The 16,955-nt window shown below is 49.5% G+C and carries 27 protein-coding genes; 26 read left to right on the top strand and 1 reads right to left on the bottom strand.

Annotation, left to right across the window (positions count from 1 at the left end; genetic code table 11):
• The first annotated feature begins 2 nt into the window (after positions 1 to 2).
• The 22 genes from RSX24_RS03520 (at position 3) to RSX24_RS03415 (ending at position 14,891) form a co-directional block, all read left to right on the top strand.
• Complete coding sequence (locus RSX24_RS03520) at positions 3 to 344, top strand: hypothetical protein (RefSeq protein WP_343259696.1); 342 nt, start codon at positions 3 to 5, stop codon at positions 342 to 344.
• Positions 341 to 928, top strand: coding sequence for a phage tail protein (locus tag RSX24_RS03515; RefSeq protein WP_343259695.1), 588 nt, complete (start codon positions 341 to 343; stop codon positions 926 to 928). Before RSX24_RS03520 ends, RSX24_RS03515 begins: the two co-directional genes overlap by 4 nt.
• A gap of 3 nt (positions 929 to 931) precedes the next feature.
• Positions 932 to 1,489, top strand: coding sequence for a hypothetical protein (locus tag RSX24_RS03510; protein WP_343259694.1), 558 nt, complete (start codon positions 932 to 934; stop codon positions 1,487 to 1,489).
• Positions 1,489 to 1,797, top strand: coding sequence for a hypothetical protein (locus tag RSX24_RS03505; protein WP_343259693.1), 309 nt, complete (start codon positions 1,489 to 1,491; stop codon positions 1,795 to 1,797). Before RSX24_RS03510 ends, RSX24_RS03505 begins: the two co-directional genes overlap by 1 nt.
• Positions 1,798 to 1,802: 5 nt before the next feature.
• A complete protein-coding gene (locus RSX24_RS03500; RefSeq protein WP_343259692.1) occupies positions 1,803 to 3,257 on the top strand; it encodes a phage tail sheath family protein in 1,455 nt (484 codons plus the stop codon).
• A 13-nt stretch (positions 3,258 to 3,270) separates the two neighbouring features.
• On the top strand, positions 3,271 to 3,795 hold the full coding sequence (locus tag RSX24_RS03495) for a phage major tail tube protein (RefSeq protein WP_343259691.1): 525 nt from the start codon (positions 3,271 to 3,273) through the stop codon (positions 3,793 to 3,795).
• Positions 3,796 to 3,817: 22 nt separating this feature from the next.
• Positions 3,818 to 4,138, top strand: a complete 321-nt coding sequence (locus RSX24_RS03490; protein WP_343259690.1) for a hypothetical protein — start codon at positions 3,818 to 3,820, stop codon at positions 4,136 to 4,138.
• A gap of 170 nt (positions 4,139 to 4,308) precedes the next feature.
• Complete coding sequence (locus RSX24_RS03485; RefSeq protein WP_343259689.1) at positions 4,309 to 5,160, top strand: phage tail tape measure protein; 852 nt, start codon at positions 4,309 to 4,311, stop codon at positions 5,158 to 5,160.
• 148 nt (positions 5,161 to 5,308) lie between these two features.
• Entirely contained in the window at positions 5,309 to 6,850 is a 1,542-nt protein-coding gene (locus tag RSX24_RS03480) for a phage tail protein (protein WP_343259688.1), read from the top strand.
• Positions 6,847 to 7,059, top strand: coding sequence for a tail protein X (locus tag RSX24_RS03475; protein WP_343259687.1), 213 nt, complete (start codon positions 6,847 to 6,849; stop codon positions 7,057 to 7,059). Before RSX24_RS03480 ends, RSX24_RS03475 begins: the two co-directional genes overlap by 4 nt.
• Positions 7,056 to 8,132 (top strand): phage late control D family protein, encoded by a 1,077-nt coding sequence (locus RSX24_RS03470; protein WP_343259686.1) that lies wholly within the window; start codon positions 7,056 to 7,058, stop codon positions 8,130 to 8,132. The genes RSX24_RS03475 and RSX24_RS03470 overlap by 4 nt, the downstream gene beginning before the upstream one ends.
• Complete coding sequence (locus RSX24_RS03465) at positions 8,132 to 8,590, top strand: phage baseplate assembly protein V (RefSeq protein WP_343259685.1); 459 nt, start codon at positions 8,132 to 8,134, stop codon at positions 8,588 to 8,590. The genes RSX24_RS03470 and RSX24_RS03465 overlap by 1 nt, the downstream gene beginning before the upstream one ends.
• An 11-nt stretch (positions 8,591 to 8,601) precedes the next feature.
• Positions 8,602 to 9,015 carry a phage tail protein gene (locus RSX24_RS03460; protein ID WP_343259684.1) on the top strand — a complete coding sequence of 138 codons (414 nt, stop codon included), beginning with the start codon at positions 8,602 to 8,604 and terminating at the stop codon, positions 9,013 to 9,015.
• Complete coding sequence (locus RSX24_RS03455; RefSeq protein WP_343259683.1) at positions 9,012 to 9,356, top strand: hypothetical protein; 345 nt, start codon at positions 9,012 to 9,014, stop codon at positions 9,354 to 9,356. Before RSX24_RS03460 ends, RSX24_RS03455 begins: the two co-directional genes overlap by 4 nt.
• On the top strand, positions 9,349 to 10,485 hold the full coding sequence (locus RSX24_RS03450; RefSeq protein ID WP_343259682.1) for a baseplate assembly protein: 1,137 nt from the start codon (positions 9,349 to 9,351) through the stop codon (positions 10,483 to 10,485). Before RSX24_RS03455 ends, RSX24_RS03450 begins: the two co-directional genes overlap by 8 nt.
• The gene (locus RSX24_RS03445) at positions 10,479 to 11,045 is read left to right on the top strand and encodes a phage tail protein I (RefSeq protein ID WP_343259681.1); all 567 of its coding nucleotides are present in this window, start codon (positions 10,479 to 10,481) and stop codon (positions 11,043 to 11,045) included. Before RSX24_RS03450 ends, RSX24_RS03445 begins: the two co-directional genes overlap by 7 nt.
• A 2-nt stretch (positions 11,046 to 11,047) precedes the next feature.
• Positions 11,048 to 12,658 (top strand): tail fiber protein, encoded by a 1,611-nt coding sequence (locus tag RSX24_RS03440; protein ID WP_343259680.1) that lies wholly within the window; start codon positions 11,048 to 11,050, stop codon positions 12,656 to 12,658.
• A 132-nt stretch (positions 12,659 to 12,790) separates the two neighbouring features.
• Positions 12,791 to 13,078 (top strand): hypothetical protein, encoded by a 288-nt coding sequence (locus tag RSX24_RS03435; RefSeq protein WP_343259679.1) that lies wholly within the window; start codon positions 12,791 to 12,793, stop codon positions 13,076 to 13,078.
• 3 nt (positions 13,079 to 13,081) lie between these two features.
• Positions 13,082 to 13,351, top strand: a complete 270-nt coding sequence (locus tag RSX24_RS03430; protein ID WP_343259678.1) for a phage holin family protein — start codon at positions 13,082 to 13,084, stop codon at positions 13,349 to 13,351.
• The gene (locus RSX24_RS03425; protein ID WP_343259677.1) at positions 13,348 to 14,217 is read left to right on the top strand and encodes a peptidoglycan recognition protein family protein; all 870 of its coding nucleotides are present in this window, start codon (positions 13,348 to 13,350) and stop codon (positions 14,215 to 14,217) included. The genes RSX24_RS03430 and RSX24_RS03425 overlap by 4 nt, the downstream gene beginning before the upstream one ends.
• Positions 14,218 to 14,327: 110 nt before the next feature.
• A complete protein-coding gene (locus RSX24_RS03420) occupies positions 14,328 to 14,618 on the top strand; it encodes a helix-turn-helix domain-containing protein (RefSeq protein ID WP_343259676.1) in 291 nt (96 codons plus the stop codon).
• Between the two features lie 12 nt (positions 14,619 to 14,630).
• Positions 14,631 to 14,891: a YolD-like family protein gene (locus RSX24_RS03415; RefSeq protein ID WP_343259675.1), complete on the top strand. Its 261-nt coding sequence runs from the start codon at positions 14,631 to 14,633 to the stop codon at positions 14,889 to 14,891.
• A gap of 132 nt (positions 14,892 to 15,023) precedes the next feature.
• Here the strand turns inward: RSX24_RS03415 and RSX24_RS03410 are convergent, their stop codons facing one another.
• Positions 15,024 to 15,230, bottom strand: coding sequence for a YqaE/Pmp3 family membrane protein (locus RSX24_RS03410; protein WP_343259674.1), 207 nt, complete (start codon positions 15,228 to 15,230; stop codon positions 15,024 to 15,026).
• 146 nt (positions 15,231 to 15,376) lie between these two features.
• On the opposite strand from RSX24_RS03410, the gene RSX24_RS03405 reads away from it, so the two are divergent.
• The 4 genes from RSX24_RS03405 to RSX24_RS03390 are packed head-to-tail and all read left to right on the top strand — an operon-like array spanning position 15,377 to position 16,951.
• On the top strand, positions 15,377 to 15,691 hold the full coding sequence (locus tag RSX24_RS03405; protein WP_343259673.1) for a hypothetical protein: 315 nt from the start codon (positions 15,377 to 15,379) through the stop codon (positions 15,689 to 15,691).
• A 16-nt stretch (positions 15,692 to 15,707) separates the two neighbouring features.
• A complete protein-coding gene (locus tag RSX24_RS03400) occupies positions 15,708 to 16,295 on the top strand; it encodes a hypothetical protein (RefSeq protein WP_343259672.1) in 588 nt (195 codons plus the stop codon).
• Positions 16,288 to 16,830: an accessory gene regulator B family protein gene (locus RSX24_RS03395; RefSeq protein WP_343259671.1), complete on the top strand. Its 543-nt coding sequence runs from the start codon at positions 16,288 to 16,290 to the stop codon at positions 16,828 to 16,830. The genes RSX24_RS03400 and RSX24_RS03395 overlap by 8 nt, the downstream gene beginning before the upstream one ends.
• A complete protein-coding gene (locus RSX24_RS03390) occupies positions 16,823 to 16,951 on the top strand; it encodes a hypothetical protein (RefSeq protein ID WP_343259670.1) in 129 nt (42 codons plus the stop codon). Before RSX24_RS03395 ends, RSX24_RS03390 begins: the two co-directional genes overlap by 8 nt.
• Positions 16,952 to 16,955 lie beyond the last annotated feature (4 nt).

Here is a 16,955-nt window from a genome sequence, read left to right as displayed (position 1 = left end):
CAATGAACTTTCGTGATCAAATGAGGCTTGATGTCCAAAAGACATTCCTCAACCCCAATGAATTCTCGGAATTGCATTGGTGGCATCCGAATGCTGATGACACGTCGCGCAGATATCAAGTGAACATGATCGTCGAGTTATTCACGCTCGATGGTCGTCCAGTATCTCACGCCGAAGGGATTTCCTCCAATACAGCCGTCGTTCATGTGGACTTGCAAGCGCTCGGATACCTTCCCGTATTAGGTCAAGCGGTCTACTTGGATGGCCTGTATTATGTGGTTGATGGTGTGGACAATACGTTCGGGATGCTCAAACTAACCCTCAAGAGGGCGTATACGTCATGAGTGGCGGCGATTGGATCAACATTCAGGCCGATATGCGGAAAGCACAACGAATCGTTAAACAGATGGAGAAGATAGGCCCGAAAGCTGCCGCTTCCGCGCTCAATCGTGCTGCATCAAGCGCAAAAACTGCTGCTGGACGTAAGGTGAGGGAACGGTACACCATCAAGGCTAAGGACGTAAACGCGGCGTTTAAGATCGTTACAAAACCTTCTGCGGGTTCGCTGGAGGCTGTTTTGCGTGCCAAAACCGGGAGTTTACCCTTGATCAACTTCCAGACCAAGCCCTCCGCGCCTCCGGGAAAGAAGCAACCAAGAGGCGGAGTTAAGGTCGGGGTTCTCAAGGGGCAGCGCAAATCGCTGGAACACGCATTCGTTGCCAAAGTTGGTACGGGTGGGCACGTCGGCGTCTTCGAGAGATCGACGCGCCGGCGATTGCCGATTAAAGAGTTGTTTGGACCTCCGATCCCCGAAATGCTCAATGCCGAAGAAGTTCGGAAGGAACTTGAGCAAACCTTTTCGGATACGTTCGAGCAACGGATTAACCATGAAATGGACCGTCATTTGGCGCGTCTCATGGGAGGGTAAAACATGACACCTACGGTGTTGCTTCAAGAATTAAAAAAACTGCTTGAGGGCGCGACCGCGAACCTTTCGTTTGGGGAAGGGGATTCCCGGAGAGCGCCACAAGTGTTTATTGGTTATCCTCCTCGCCCAAAAGCGGGAGGGGTGACGCCTTCCAGTCCGGTTCCGGGCGTTGTTGGTCCGACCGGGAATGTACAGGTGTTGCCGAATCAGCCACAACCGCCAGCGCCAAACCCTTTTAACCAAGAAAGGATTTATCCGTTGATTGTGGTCCGGGTTTTAGATTGTGTCGACGTAGAGGATAACCTCGGACAACGGGCGGAAGCCACGGTGAGGATTATTTGTGGCGTTAGATCGGTGGATGAAAGCGGGTATTTGGACATTTTGCATTTGACCCAGGTTGTCCGGCAAACATTGCTTGAGGCGCTTAACATAGGCGGGTTTGCCACTCTTCAAAGGCCGTTCCAGATGACGGTATATGAGGATCAGGTCGCGCCTTATTGGGTTTCAGATGGTGACGGGGTATTCGAAATCCCAACAATTTTAAGGAGGTTCGATGTTTAATGCCTGACGAGACGAAGAAAGCGCCGACGGCAAAAGCTGCAGCAGCAAAAGAGACGCAATCTGCCGCAACCACCAAGTCTTCAACATACGTCTACTTGGGTCCGACACTCAAGACGTATCCATTACGGCAAAACGCCACGTATGTTAACGGTATTCCGGCACAGTTCCGACAACTGGTTGATACCAACGCAGACGTGGCGTTTTTGTTTGTGCCCTTGGAAAAAACGGTAGAGTATCGCCGCGAACTCAAGGAACCGGCGAGCGAACAATCATTTGTGTTTAAAGAAATTCAGAAATCGGGGGTGTAAAATAAATGGCCTTTTTCCACGGTATTCACACGCAAGAAAAAGAGTTTGTCCCACCAACAACGGTGGGCAACAACTTCCAAACGCTCGTAGCTATCGGCACGAGTCCGGTTAACCAAGTGCCTGACGCCCCAGTTCAAAAGGTGATCAAAGCGACCACTTATGACGAAGCAGTGGCGGCACTCGGGTTTTCCGAGGACTTCGAAAACTACACGTTGTCCGAGGTTATTTATTCGCACTTCAAGCTTTATCGTTTGGGTAGCCCACTGGTTCTTGTCAACGTCCTCGATCCAACCAAACACAGGAAGGCAGTGCCGTCTACGCCTGTCCAACTGGTTAAACGCCGGGCGACGATAGCGGATAGCGGCATCCTTATTGATACCTTGGTCGTTAAGTCGGCGGATGGATCCATAACATACGCGGCAAAAACAGACTATTCCGCTTCTTTTGATGCCAAGGGTAACGTGATTTTGGTTGTCCGAACAGGTGGGGCGATCCCCGTTGATGCCCTTACGTTGACCGTCGAGTATACAAAACTTGATCCAAGCACGGTTTTGCCCGAGGATATCATCGGCGGGTTTGATGAAGCAACCGGGAAACGCTCGGGGATCGAACTTTTGGAAGAGGTTTTGCCTAAGTTCCAAGTCATTCCCGACAAACTCATTATTCCTGGATATTCATCCGACCCGCTTGTCGCAAGCGCCATGGTTTCGAAGGCTTCCGACGTCAGCGGTATATTGAAAACTGGCGTCATTGTTGATCTTCCAGCGGAATCGACGGTGAGCGCAGCGATCGAGTGGAAGGATGAAAACGACTATGACACGTCGCGTATGACGGCTACGTTCCCGAAAGCGAAATATCTCGGTAAGACGTACCGCCTGTCTACGCTGGTCGCTGGTACAAGCGTAGCTACGGCTGCACTGAACGAGGGCGTGCCTGCTGATTCCTTGTCCAACAAACGGATCTTCGTTGACTCTTTGGTTCGGGATGACGGCACAGAAATTGTGATCACGAAAGCGCAGGCCGACCAGCTCAACGCAAACGGGATTGTAACGGCATTGAACTTCACAGGTACGTATAAGGCATGGGGCAACAAAACAGCCGCATTCCCTGCCTCTACTGACCCACAAAACGCATTCATTCCAGTTCGCGATATGTTCGATTGGTTGCAAAACAACTTCATCGTGCAGTATTGGGACCGCGTTGACGACCGCATGATCCAACGTAAGGTCGCGGCGATCGTCGATGACGGTAATGTTTGGCTTAACGGCTTGACTGCTGCCGGGTATTTGCTTGGCGGTACGTTGGAATTCGTCGAGGCTGATAACCCGATTGACGCATTGCTCGCCGGGAAAATCGTCATCCGCTTTAAGATCACGCCTCCAAACCCAATGGAGGACATTTTGGGAACGTTTGAATACGATCTGTCCAACCTCGTAGCGGCGTTCACTACAACAGCGTAAGGAGGGGAAGAGCATGGGTCAAATTCCACAAAAGCTTATTGACTACGCCGTATATCGCAAGGGAACAAACAACCAATTGGGAACCGCTGATATTACTTTGCCTTCTTTCGAGGCGATGACCACGGAAACAAGCGGCGCGGGGATCATGGGCACGTTAGAAGTACCTACGCCTGGGCAGTTCGGTTCCCAAACGCTCGGCATCGCTTGGAACACCATGACCGTCGAAGCGGCGGAAATGATGGGCGCGGGTTCGATTGATATCGAAATTAGGGGCGCTCAACAAAACTTTGATACGGCTACCGGACAAATTGTGTACGAGCCGATCAAGATTGTTTTCCGGGGGCTGGGCAAAACGTATGAAGGCGGTACGGTTACCAAAAACGAATCGCTCGGAGCAAGCACGGAGCTTGAACTACTGTACTACAAATCGTTCCTGAACAACCAGGAGATTTTCGAAGTGGACAAGATGGGCTATGTCTTCAAGATTCGCGGCGTCAGCCAAAACGATGCAATCAAAAAAGCATTAGGATTCCTTTAATCAAAGAGAGGGGCAATGAGCCATGGAAAAATTCAAATTATCCCGTCCGATCCTGGACGGGGATACAAAAATCGAAGAAATCGAATACGACTTGGACGCGCTTGGTTTTAACGACCTCGCGCAGATCAAGCAGCAGTTTATCCGGGTTGTAGGAGCGGAAGCGGCGGCACAAACGATGGTTAAGGCGATGGACGAGACATACCAACTTATTGTTATGTCCAAGGCATCCGGTATCCCGTTTGAAGTCCTTCGCGGCGCAAGCTTGAAAGATGCTGTCCGCTTGGGAATGCGGGTGCAAGCTTTTTTGCTCATTACGGCCTCAACGGAAGAGACGACCGAGTAAGGGAATCGGTCAAGTTCCGAGCGGCTTTGCTTAGCATGCATTTGAATACAGGGGTCGATTATTTCATGTCGCTCTCTCCGGCTGAGTTTTACGAGTGGGAAGGGGTAGCCAATGAGATAATCGAACTTCGCAAGGAAAATACCCCTAAAAAATGATGCAGGGGGTGAACCATGTCCGGGCGAGATTATGAAATAGCGTTTAGGTTGCAAGCCGAAATGAACTCGCAATTTCGGAACAGCTTCCGGGAAGCAAACAGGCAACTCGAAGAGATGCAACGATCATTGCGGGAGTTGCAAAATGCGCGAGGGCCTGATCGAGCGGCTGACGATGCCGTCCGTGGATTTGGGAGGGCTGACGGAGCGCTCGGTAAGCTCAGTAGCGGCGTTATGTCTCTCGCTAAGTTCACAGGGTTGACTGCTCTTACCGTCGGCCTTATCGCCGGCTTGAAAGAGGCTACGGGTCTTTTGGGTGGAGTTGACGATGCTATGCGCCAACTCCAAGCATCGACAAACACAACCGACAAGGAAATGGGCCAGATCAAACAACAGGTTTCCAGCTTGTATAGGGACAATCTCGGGGAAAGCTGGGACGACTTGGCGCAATCCATGGCGACCGTCAAACAGGTAACGGGGTTGTCCGGCGATGCACTGAAAGAGGCCACAAGGGATGCCGTTGTTTACCGTGATGTTTTCGGTGAGGATGTAACGGCATCAATCCGAGCAGCCGATCAAATGACGCGCCAATTCGGGGTTTCCCAGCATGAAGCGTTCAACCTTTTGGCCCAGGGCTACAAGGGCGGTTTGAACATGTCAGACGAGCTTATTGATTCGGTTTCCGAATACTCAGTTTTCTTTAAGAAGCTCGGCTACGATGCAAATGACATGTTCAATATGTTCGGGGCAGGCGCCCAAGAAGGGGTGTTTCAATTAGACAAGGTCGGTAAAAATGCGTTGCCGACCCTAAATCGCGGAATTAAACGGGGAGGCTGCAATGCTAATCCGAACCGAAGGATGGCTGTATAGCCATTCAGGGGCAACGCATAGACGGTGAAATAACCCGTCCACGAGGCCGCGACATTACCAAACTCCGGGTAATGAAAAGTTATGCTGATCTAACGGGAAAGGAAACCGTTAGAACCACCGGATAAAAAGCCAGTGGGTTAACACCTTAATGGACGCGATTAAGGAACTTACAATCCGGACCAAGGACCAATCAAAAACAACTTACGAAGGTTACGACGCACTCAAGTTGAATGCCATAGAATTTGAGGAAGCAATCGCCGGAGGTGGGGAAGCCGCTCGAAAGGCGACCCAAAAGATTTTCCAGGCTCTTTCCAAAGTTGAAGACCCGGTAAAGCGTAACGCTGCAGGCGTGGCGCTATTTGGCACGCAGTTTGAGGACTTGGAGTATGAAGCAATTAAGGCCATGGGTGAGGCTCGAAGTCAGTTTGATATGACACGAGAGACGATGAAGAACGTCCAGAACGTCAAATACGGCAGCATAACAAAGTCGTTCCAGGCTATAGGGCGATCGATTCAAATGGACATTGTTACGCCTATGTCTCAGTACCTTTTACCGTATGTAAGCAAGTTCGCGGAATTTTTCACGTCGGGCAAGCTTACGAAGGCGGTTAGCGGCACATTCAAGGCCGTAAGTGGATTCTTTGGCGACATGTTCGGGGGGAACCGCGAGGATTCTCAATTCGAACCGCTGATCAATACGGTCTTGTATTACAAAGATGTGATGATCGACACGTTCAAAACCATCAGACCATACGTAGCTAACACATTCAATTCCATTGGCAAGATAATCAAGGCGGGAATTCCTATTTTTAAAACAGTAGCAACCACCGTGGCGAACATGGCGTCAACGGTTATTAGCGTTTTAACGCCGATTGTTTCGTATCTGGCAAGCCAAGTTTGGCCGATTATCTCCAAGGTTTTCGGATGGCTGGGGAATACGGTAGCGCCCATGGTTGTTTCTGCTATCCAAACGATTGCTCCGGTATTCCAAAGCACATTCAACAAGATAATGACGGCGGCTAGTCAAATTTTCGAGTTCCTTAAACCAGTTATAGACGGCATCGTTGCTGCATTTAATTTCGCATTTCCCTATATCCAGCAGATAGTGAGCGGTGTTATCGGGACGGTAACTGGCGTGATTAAAGGGTTGATGCAGACTATTGGTGGGATTATAGACTTTTTGACCGGAGTATTTACAGGCAACTGGTCGCAAGCGTGGAACGGGATCGTCGAGACGTTCGGCGGTATATGGTCCGGGCTTAGGGCGCTTGTTGCAAGACCGATCAATGCGGTTATCGGGTTAGTCAATCAGGCCATTGGCAAAATCAATAGCATTTCCGTCGATTTGCCTTTTGATATGGGTCATATCGGGTTCTCTATCCCGACGATCCCTGAAATCCCGGCGTATGCCAAGGGTGGATTCACGGACGGCCCTTCCCTTGCGGGTGAAGCGGGTATGGAAGCCATCATCCCTATCGATGGTTCCAAACGTTCCAAGCGATTGTACGAGCAAACAGGGCGCATGATCGGTGCGGGCGGAGGTAGTGAAGCGCCGATACAAATCAATGTCAGTGTCTCCGGTGCGGTTACCCCTGAACAGGCTACTGCAGTAGGAACAGATATAGGCGCGGCAATCGAAAAACATCTTGCTGCAATCCAACAAAGGAAGAAAAGGGTGGGGTTAGCATGACATACACAACGATAAGCGGTGATACATGGGACTTAATCGCCTACAAGCTTTCCGGTGCCGAAGCCAACATGACGCCGTTGATCCGAGCCAACTTGGATTATTCAGAGTTTGTCATCTTTCCCGCTGGCATTGTCTTGACGGTCCCATCGTTCGAAATCGATGAGTACGACACGTTACCTCCATGGCTGCAAGGGGGCGAATCTGTATGAGTTCCGTCCAGAACGCCCGCCGCAGCTTGGTGGCAGTGAAGTATCAGGGGAAGAACATCACTGAGGAATTGGCGAAGTACCTTTCCGATTTTTCATACGACGACAACGCCCCGGGGGAACAAGATCAAATCACGTTGACGCTTGATGATCGGGAGCGGCGTTGGATTAAGACGTGGAAACCGAATATAGGTGACAAGATTATTGCAGAGATACAGGTTTCGGACTGGGACAAGGCCGGGCACAAAGCAAAGCTCAATTGCGGATCGTTTGAAGTTGAAACGGTCGAGCTTTCCGGCCCCCCTAATATTGTGGCCATCACAGCAACTGCGATCCCACAAGCAGGACAAGGCGCCCTGAGGGAGCAGAGAACGAAGGCATGGGAAAAGGTTAAACTCCGCACAATAGCGCAGGAAATAGCCAACAGAGCGCGTCTGAAACTGCTGTACTCGGTCAATATCAACCCGACGTACGACAGGCAGGACCAAAGCGATGAATCGGATTTTGCATTCCTCTCCAAAATCTGCGCTGACGAGGGTATCGCCATCAAAGTTTCGGGTTCGCAACTCGTTTTGTTCGATGAATCTGAGTACGAAAAGAAAGACCCTGTAATGACCATTGAATATGGGAAAAATCCGTTGGTTTCATACTCTTTTTCAGAGACAAGCACGAGCGCCGCTTATGCGTCATGCGTGGTCACATACAAATCCACGGTGAGCGCCGAAAAGAAGAAGGGCGCAAAAGGCAAGAAGGAAAAGGGGAAAACGAAAGTCATCACCGGATCGTACACCCTGCCCGGAGTTAAGGGGCCTACGCTCAAAGTCAATGAGCAAGTAGATACGGTAGCGCAGGCGCAAAGACTGGCCCGGAACAAGCTTCGGGAGCAGAACAAACAAGCGGGGCTTGCCTCATTCTCGCTATCCGGTTCCGTTGGTGTTGCGGCAGGCATTACGATCACGGTCAAGGGTTTTGGTCGGTACGATGGAAAATACATCGTTATCAAGTCCTCGCATAAGGTCAGCGCATCAGGCGCATACACGACCGATATTGAGGTCAGAAAGGTGCTGGCTTGGTGATGGCAGATATTAGGGCGATTATTTCGAGTATGCTCAAGGTCGGCATATGCTCCACTTCAAACGAGGATGCGGGGACCATAACGGCGACATTCCCTGATAAGGACGATATGGTATCCGGCCCCCTCACCGTTGTTTATTTTGGTGGATTGGGAAAGCGGCGCGGTGTTCCTCAGCCGGGGGACACGGTTTTTTGTGCGTTTTTGGGCAACGGCCTGTCAGATGGGGTGTGTTTCGGCAACCTCTACGATGTAGAAGACCCGCCGGGAGAAAAGGGGCAAGAGGGCGTTTATTTCGAGGATGGGAGCCATGTTTATTTCGATAGTACAACAGGTTCCCTTGCCGTCAAAACTGCCGGAAACGTGAGTATAGAAGCCGTGGGGACGTCCATAAACGGTGACGTCATCATTAACGGCAATTTGACTGTTACCGGGACTGTTTCAGCATCAAACATAGATTGAGGTGATTATTTATGGCATTGCCGGGATCAGGCGCGCTTGGGGATATAGGATTCATCGCCTATTTTGGGACGGATCGGAGAAAGGTTAGGACGTTCAAAGATTTCGTCCGTTCAAGCGCAGATAGGTGGGCGGCTACCGATATTGTCCTGCAAAAGCCTCGCAAGCAATTTTTGGGGCCGGGGCTTGATACGGTGTCTTTTACAATCGTGTTGGACGTGAATCTCGGTATGAATCCCCGGCCTGAAATGGAAAAGTTGATGACTTACAGCCGAGATGGAAAAGTGCTTACACTTGTCATCGGAGGCAAACCATTGGGTCGCGGAAAGTGGAACATAACCGGACTCACTCAAAACTGGTTGCATGTAGACAACAAAGGCAACGTATTACAGGCGTCTTTGGATGTCAGTTTGGAGGAATACGTATGAGCGAGGTTTATGAGGTCCAAACGGTTATGCCGGATACTCGTTTGGGACTGACAGGTATTGAAAGCATCAAACAAAATGTTCAGATGATAGCCACGCTCGCACAAGGGCAAATGACGCTTGACCGATCATTGGGTGTAAATCCCGATGTGCTTGACGTGCCGGAGAATTACGGGCGATTGATCCTCCCAGGAGCGCTTATCGAGGCTATCGAAGCGGGCGAACCAAGGGCGCAGGTGACGGAGATCATTTTCCCTGAACAGGACTACGAAAATCCTGAATTTTTCGGGAGAACGCCTGCTATTGTCCGTTTTATCGAAAGGAGTGATACGGTTAATGGTTGAATTGGTGGAATTGCCAGAGATCGTTTTTAACGAACAAGACGTACCGCCCATCCTTAACAATATCATTGCACTGTACGAGGGTTTGTCCGGCAGGAATGTAAACAGAGCGGACCCTGAAATGTTCTTTTTCAACAGTTTGGCGCACATAATTTTGTTGCAAAACGTGGCGATTGACGCGTCGGCAAAGTCGGTTCTGCTCCGGTATGCTTCCGGGTGGGTGCTTGATTACATTGGAGATTTTACGAAAACAACTCGTCTTGAGGCTGCATATGCAACGACCACGCTTGAGTTCACACTTTCGTCTACGTTCGTAGTACCGGTAACCATCCCGGCTGGATCACGCGTAAGCCCGGAGGATGCTCAAGGTGAACTTTATTTTGCGACGACTCAGGATATCGTTATTCCGGCTGGACAAACATCAGGTGCGGTTTCTGCTAGATCTTTGACTGCTGGCATAGTGGGGAATGACTTTGCCGTCGGCACAATCAATACCATTATCGACCCACTCCCGTTTGTGCAGACCGTTTCAAACATCACCGTCACTGCCGGGGGAGCTGATCGTGAAGACGATGAATCATATCGCGCTAGGATTAGGGGCGCTGGCGATTCATATTCTACCGCCGGGCCGGAGGGCGCATATATTTACTGGGCCAAAACAGCAAGCTCGGCTATCGCAGACGTAGCCGCCTTTTCGCCGGCCGTTCGGGAGGTTACGGTCGTGCCTTTGCTGGAAAACGGGGTTATGCCCACACCGGAAATTCTGGCTGCTGTAAAATCAGTCCTTAACGACCGGAAAGTTAGACCGCTAACCGATGTCGTGACCGTGCAAGCCCCGACAGTCGTCGATTATAAAATCGAGTTCACTTATTATATCGACGAAGCGGACGCGTCGGACGAAGCTGTTATAAAGAAATCCGTGGACGATGCCGTATCCGCTTATGTTCTTTGGCAAAGGTCTGCACTGGGTAGGGCCATCAACCCTGCTGAGTTGGTCAAGCGAGTTATGGCGGCAGGTGTACTACGGATCGACATGGCGAACATGCTCCCAGCTTTCCAAGCGTTGGAGCAGTCTGAATTCGCCGTCGCGGATTCGATCACAGTCACTTACGGAGGGCTGGAATCATGGTAAAGATGCTCAAGGACGTCTCGGTATTCGATCTATTGCCGAACAACGCACAGGGTGATAAAAATATCCGATCAGCGGCGATGGCGCTTGATGGTGATTTAGCGGCGTTGTATGGGCGGATTTCTTCCATATCGTACTATCGTCGGATCATGCAAGGCGACCTGACAGACGCCGAAGCGGATGAATTAGCCTGGCAGTTCAACCTACCTTATTACGATCCGACCTTGCCCCTGACCCAAAAGATACAGCTATTACAGGCGGCTACGGAGACGAACCGTAGCAAAGGGACCCCGGCTGCTATCGAAAGACTGATATCTATACTCTTCGGTGACGGAGAGGTGCAGGAGTGGAACCAATACGGGGGAGAACCGGGATATTACCGGGTAGTCACGAGCAATGAAGATGTAACAGCAGAGAGGGCGGAAGAGTTCGCGCGGGCCATTAAGTCGGTCACGCGCCTTTCGGCGTGGCTTGAATCGGTTACGCTTATCAAACAAGAAGAACAAGTATTGTATTATGGCGCGGCGACTCAACGGGGCCGCAAAGCTAAAATGAGGGGGTAACCATGGGACAATTTAACGCGAAAGGGTTAACCGCCAAAGGCCAAGCCCTACAAGCCAAGGCGCAAGCAGGGGCGCAGCTAAATTACACCAAATTCATGATTGGTGATGGCAATTTAGGGGGTAGCCCCATCGGACCATTAACGGCGCTGATTAGCCCTAAATTGACATTGCCGATCACAGGGAAGGAAATGACTCCGCCGGATAGGGCGACATTAATGACCGTCGTCGATAACCAAGGTGTTACGACCGGATTTTACTGGCGAGAGGTCGGTATTTTTGCTCAAGACCCCGACGAAGGGGAAATCCTGTATTGGTACGGCAACGCCGGGGCTATGGCGGACTACATCCCTGCCGGGGGCGGAAGCGACATTTTCCAGGAACAATTTGCCGTCCTTGTTTTTGTCGGTGAAGCAACGAACGTAACGGCTGTGATTAATTCTTCTTTGGTTTATGCCACTCAGGACGACTTGACGGCGGCTAAAGAGGAAATGAAGGATTACACGGACACGGCGGTGGCCGGAGTCACTATCCCGTCTGCCTCGCTGACCCAGCAAGGAAAGGTACAGCTTAATAACGCAATCGACAGCACAAATCAGACGATGGCTGCGACGCCGAAAGCAGTCAATGACGCCCGTCAATCTGCTATCATTTCGGCGGCTACGGATGCTACCACAAAGGCGAATGCGGCGGAGACAAATTCAAAAAACTATGTTGATTCTAAGGCATGGCAGAAATTCAAACTTACAGAGGACAATGGGCGAGTCATCAATTTACCCATAAACTATGATTTGAACAATCTCATAACAGCTGGACAATACGATTGTAATAGTCCATTAAATGGCCCTCTAGGTAATCAAGCTGGACCATGGTTCTACATTGAAGTTCTTGTTCATTCAAATGGGAACAGTTATGTGATGCAACGTGCGACAAGGTTAGAAAATACAGGACCAACACTCTATGTACGCGTTAAATTAGGCAATTCTTGGTCCGCATGGAGTCCTGACGTTTTTCAGTCTGGCGTTGAAGCGAAGCAGGGCATTGTAAATGCCATCAACGCCAAGGGGGGATCTGCTTCCACCAATGACTCATGGGCGGTATTGGCTGATAAGGTTAGGGCACTTGATACTAAGAAACCGCAAGTAGTAACGCCTTCCATTGCATTAAGTACTGCTCAAACTGAATTTTTTGGTCTGGGATCACGGTATTACCCGATTGCCACATTCCCGGCGGGCACTGGGTTTATAGAGTCTTTTAACCTTACAGTCGCAAATAACATTTCTAGTGATAATGATTTCGCCATCGGTAGTGGTAATCAGTTTGTTGATACAGAGGTGAGGATTGTCTTGATAGATAAAAACGATACGGAGTGGACTGTTTGCGTTAATAATTCGGCATACGGTTCATTTCCGGTCGATTTTTTATCGATATACATCGATAGGGGCGTGGCATTTTGGCGTAATCAATTCGTTAATACGCCAGTAGTAACGATGAATATGCCAAGCAACTTTGATCGTACTGGTGATTACAGATTGAGCTTCAGACAAATTAACAAGGGCGGCGGATGGTCGCATGCTTACCTTTATTTCAAAAACACGGCGATATATTCGTTTTAATCAAATCGGGGGCGGTGTTGGCGTCGGGCAAAGACAATTAAGGGTGGCTTGTAGCACGTCCGGATATCCTGAACGTGTTTTTTGCTGTTCAAAAAAATTAGGAATCAGGGGGAAAGAAAGGTGGACTTTTCGGTGTTGATAGGGCTTATTGGAGCACTTGGCGCGATTAGCGGCATGCTTATTGGTTGGATTGGCCGGACCAAAGCCTACAAAGACGAAGTGATTCAAGAAGCGACTCAGGATGCATCACTCCATACGGATGTTTCGTACATCAAACGCGGAATTGACGATTTGCGAGTGGATGTCCGGCTGCAGAACCAACAACTTGCCGGGGTAACAGAGCGACTTACCCGGGTTGAGGAATCTTCGAAGCAAGCACATAAACGGCTCGACAAAATCGAAGGAAGACAGGAGAGATAGGGCATGGAATGGGATGTTATTCAAGGGTTGATTGATGGCCGGCTGCTGATCGTTCTTGCAGCGTGTTGGGTGATTGGATATGTGCTCAAACGGACGCCACGGGTGCCTGACTGGACGATTATTTTTGTCGTCACTGCTGCGGCGATCGTATTTGCGATTCTGGTCCTCGGCTTAAGCGTTGAGAGCGTGGTACAGGGTATCCTTGTGGGGGCCGTGGCAGTGTATGGTAACCAACTGGTTAAGCAGGTTCGTGAAGGGGCTGACCAGCAATGATCACCAAAGGAAATTTCTTGTTACTTGAGCCATCCGAATTTAAAGGGTGGCTCGACAAACAAAAAATCACACGAAATATCAACAAACTCCAGGTACACCATACAGCATCACCTAACTATACAACTCGTCAGATGGTTAATGGAATAGCCCAGCAGGATGTATGGAAATGCCTTGAGGGCATGAGGACATACCATTTGTCTTTGGGATGGTCTGGTACAGGACAAAACATAACAGTTCTTGAAGACGGACGGATTGCTATTAGCCTGGACCGGGATCTGAACAAGACGCCTGCCGGAATCAAGGGAGCGAACACAGGCGCATTGTGCGTTGAGATTGTTGGGAATTTTGATACTGGCGGAGATAAGATGACAGAGGCGCAGCGACAAGCTGTATTGCACCTGTACGCGTGCCTAACGCTTAAACTGGGTTTGGCTATAGATTCAACTCATATCGTTTATCATGCCTGGTATACGGATTCTGGGGTGTGGCTGGGAGATTACAAAAAGGGTGAATCAAGTAAGACGTGCCCAGGCACAAACTTTTTCGGGGCAGGGAACACGAAGGCAGCAGCGGAAAAAAGTTTCTTCCCAGCCGTTAAAGCGGAATTTGAACGTATCAAGAACGGAGGTGCCGAACCAATGACGGCAGAGGAAACGAAGCAAATGAATGAATTGAAAAATAAAGTGGAAGCGCAGGACAAATGGATCGAAGCACAGAAGGCCAAGGACAGCATGGAGTGCCCTACATGGGCACAGGCAGCCTATGAATATTACAAGGATTATATGGCTGATAAAACGGGATCATATGACTTTTGGCGGCAACTTGTGATTAGCTACCGTAAGGAAAAAGGAATCAAGGTGAAGTAATGAATGATGCCCCACCTGCTCCCTGCGGTGGGGTTATTTTCTTCTTGAATAACGAACAATCGTTCGCATATAATACAAACAGTTGTTCTTATTCAGGAGGGTGACGGTAAATGTTGAATGATTACGAACGGAAGGTACTGAGGATTCTGTATAACTACAGTGGAGTGCGAAGAAGGTTCCCTACGCTCCACGAACTGACTGTCAAAACAGGCAGGAGCCAGAACGACATCATATCTGCTTTGGACGGCCTCGTTAATGCTAATTACATATCATGGCGCAATAAACCGGATACGAGCAGCATTGTTATCCTGGAAGGCTGGGAGCGCGAAGCGGATCAACCTAAAACGGCATCAGTCAAACCGAAACCACCAGTCGACACAAGTTACTGGACCGAATATTAAGGAGGGCATTCAATGGCAAAGAAACTGTTTGGGAATGGTCTGATTGAGTCATCCAGGATGATACTTCCGGAATACCGAGATGCATATTTGGAGCAGCAGGAAAGGAAACTGGAGAGGGAAAAGCCGAATCTTGATCCGCAGGAGTTGGAATTGATTCAACGAGCGATTATCGATGCTCGAAACCAGCGCTTAAAGCTCCGGGTAACAAAGTTCGGTCCTTATGAGGTTGAGGTGTTCGTGGGGGATGGTTTCAACCATCTTTGTTCACCGTAATGAGTTCAAATTGCTCATTGGTGAAGACGATTGGGTGTTCATCGATATTGGGGAGATCATATCCGCAACGATAGATTAAAGAAGAAACGCCCGATCCATTAATGTTGGATACGGGCGTTTTATGTACATAGATCACATGGGTGGACGCTGTTGCTGATTGATTGCTCGGATAAGCTTGTCGTTGCGTTTGTCTGCTTTGTAGGAGTTAACGACCAAGATAGCATGGATGACTCCTGGCACATAGAAGAACAGCGTCAGAATACAGCTAATAAAGAACTGGCCCACTTTTCCGCAGGATAGGACTGCGAGGGGCGGGAGGAAACACAATAGATATCGCATGATTCATTCCCCTTCGGTAGTTTTGGCTTTAGTCTAACAGAACTAGGAAAATGTTTCTATATTTTTCTGACATCCTCTTGTAAAACATACGGCTTTACCGTATATTTATATCAGCACCAAAGCGGAAATTTATGGGAGGGATGACATTGACCTTGAATCAATACCGCGAGATAGCCAACCAGTTAGGAGGAGAGGTCGGCGAGCAAATCGCAGCGCTGGTAGATGAGCTGGAAGACGCCAGGCAGATCATTCGCGGCAAGAAGTATCCGCCGCTGCTCGGCAGCAAAGAAGTGGCCGACCAGATAGGCGTAGACCCCAAGAATATGCACCATGTCCGCAAAAACAAAATGTTTCCCGAGCCTGATGTCATGGTAGGAAGCCGGCCTTTTTGGTACAAACCATCTATCGATGAGTACCAAGAGCGCATGGCTGAATGGCGCAACAAAGAAAAGCCGGATTAGAAAAGGGGACAGTCGGATGGAATTGGTCACGTTTCTGTTGTTTTCAACGCTTGAGGTATTAGCAGTATTTGTTTTCATGATGGCGATATTTCGCGAAAACCCTATGGACTTCATTTGGCAAACGGTGGTTGTATCGATCCTGATGGGCCTGCAAAGCCATTTTCTCCGGGGACTAGAGCTTGGTTACTTGGCAACGGTTATTAACCTGCTGTGCTACGTGCTGTTCCTGGCAACGATCGTGCGGCTGCCGCTCATTTGGTCAGGAATCATATCTTGTACCGGATTTTTCATTTACGGGATCGTTCAAGCCTTGTTAGTAAACGTAGTTGGAGGGGTACTCCTACAGCTTGTGACAAGCATTTTGTTCCTGGTCCTGTCATTTGGGTTGTATAGGTTCGGATTTGGCTTTACAGCGGATTATGATTTGCTCAGGTTACGCTGGGAAAAGATCATGGTTGTGTCCGTCATTCTGGTGGCATTTGTGCTTTTGGCGATCACAATGTACATACAGGAATCGTGGGCAAACATTCTATTCTTTGGGGTTGCTTCTGCATTGTTCCTGTATTATGCCGTTCGGAAAGAGAGGGAGGATATGAGTGATTGAGAATGCGGCGGGCCGTATAGCCCGACATATCAAGTCAGTGGTCCCGAATCATCCGGTGCATGAAGAGGACATGCGGCACACGCTGATCATCATCCTGAATACGGCTGCTGTCATCCTGTTTACGATTATCGGAGCGCTGTTTACTGGCCGGGGATCTGAGGTCATTATGCTGCTCAAATGCTTTGCGTTGCTCCGGCTTGTCTCGGGCGGGCTGCATCTGGAATCAAGTATTGGATGTGCGATCGTAACCGCAAGCACTGCAACGGTGTTAAGTATGGTAAGCATCAATTCGACATGGACCGTGGGACTTACGCTTATCAGTATGGTAATTGTTCTGTTCTACGCTCCATCGGGGATCGATCACCAGACGCGCATTCCGGAACGGTTTTACCCGCTGCTCACGGTCATATCATTCCTGATCGTGGCATCAAACCTTTGGTTTGGATCGTCTTGGGCTGCGATAGCATTTTTTGTTCAAGCCATGACGCTCGTAGCCAATGAACACATCACGAAGGGAGGTGACAACCATGTTTAAAGTGGCTATTTATTCCGCGATTGCAACAAGTCTGGGTGCTATTGCTGCTCTTACTGTACTGCCTGCAAGCTTGATTTTCGTTAACAATCCACGTCCGTCCAAAAGATTGCTAAAAAAATAATGGA

Origin of the sequence: Paenibacillus hubeiensis (assembly GCF_032334105.1) — a bacterium.
In the GTDB taxonomy this organism is placed as follows: domain Bacteria; phylum Bacillota; class Bacilli; order Paenibacillales; family Paenibacillaceae; genus Paenibacillus; species Paenibacillus hubeiensis.
The sequence above is the reverse complement of the archived record's forward strand: the minus strand, read 5'-3'. Positions and strand labels throughout refer to the sequence as shown.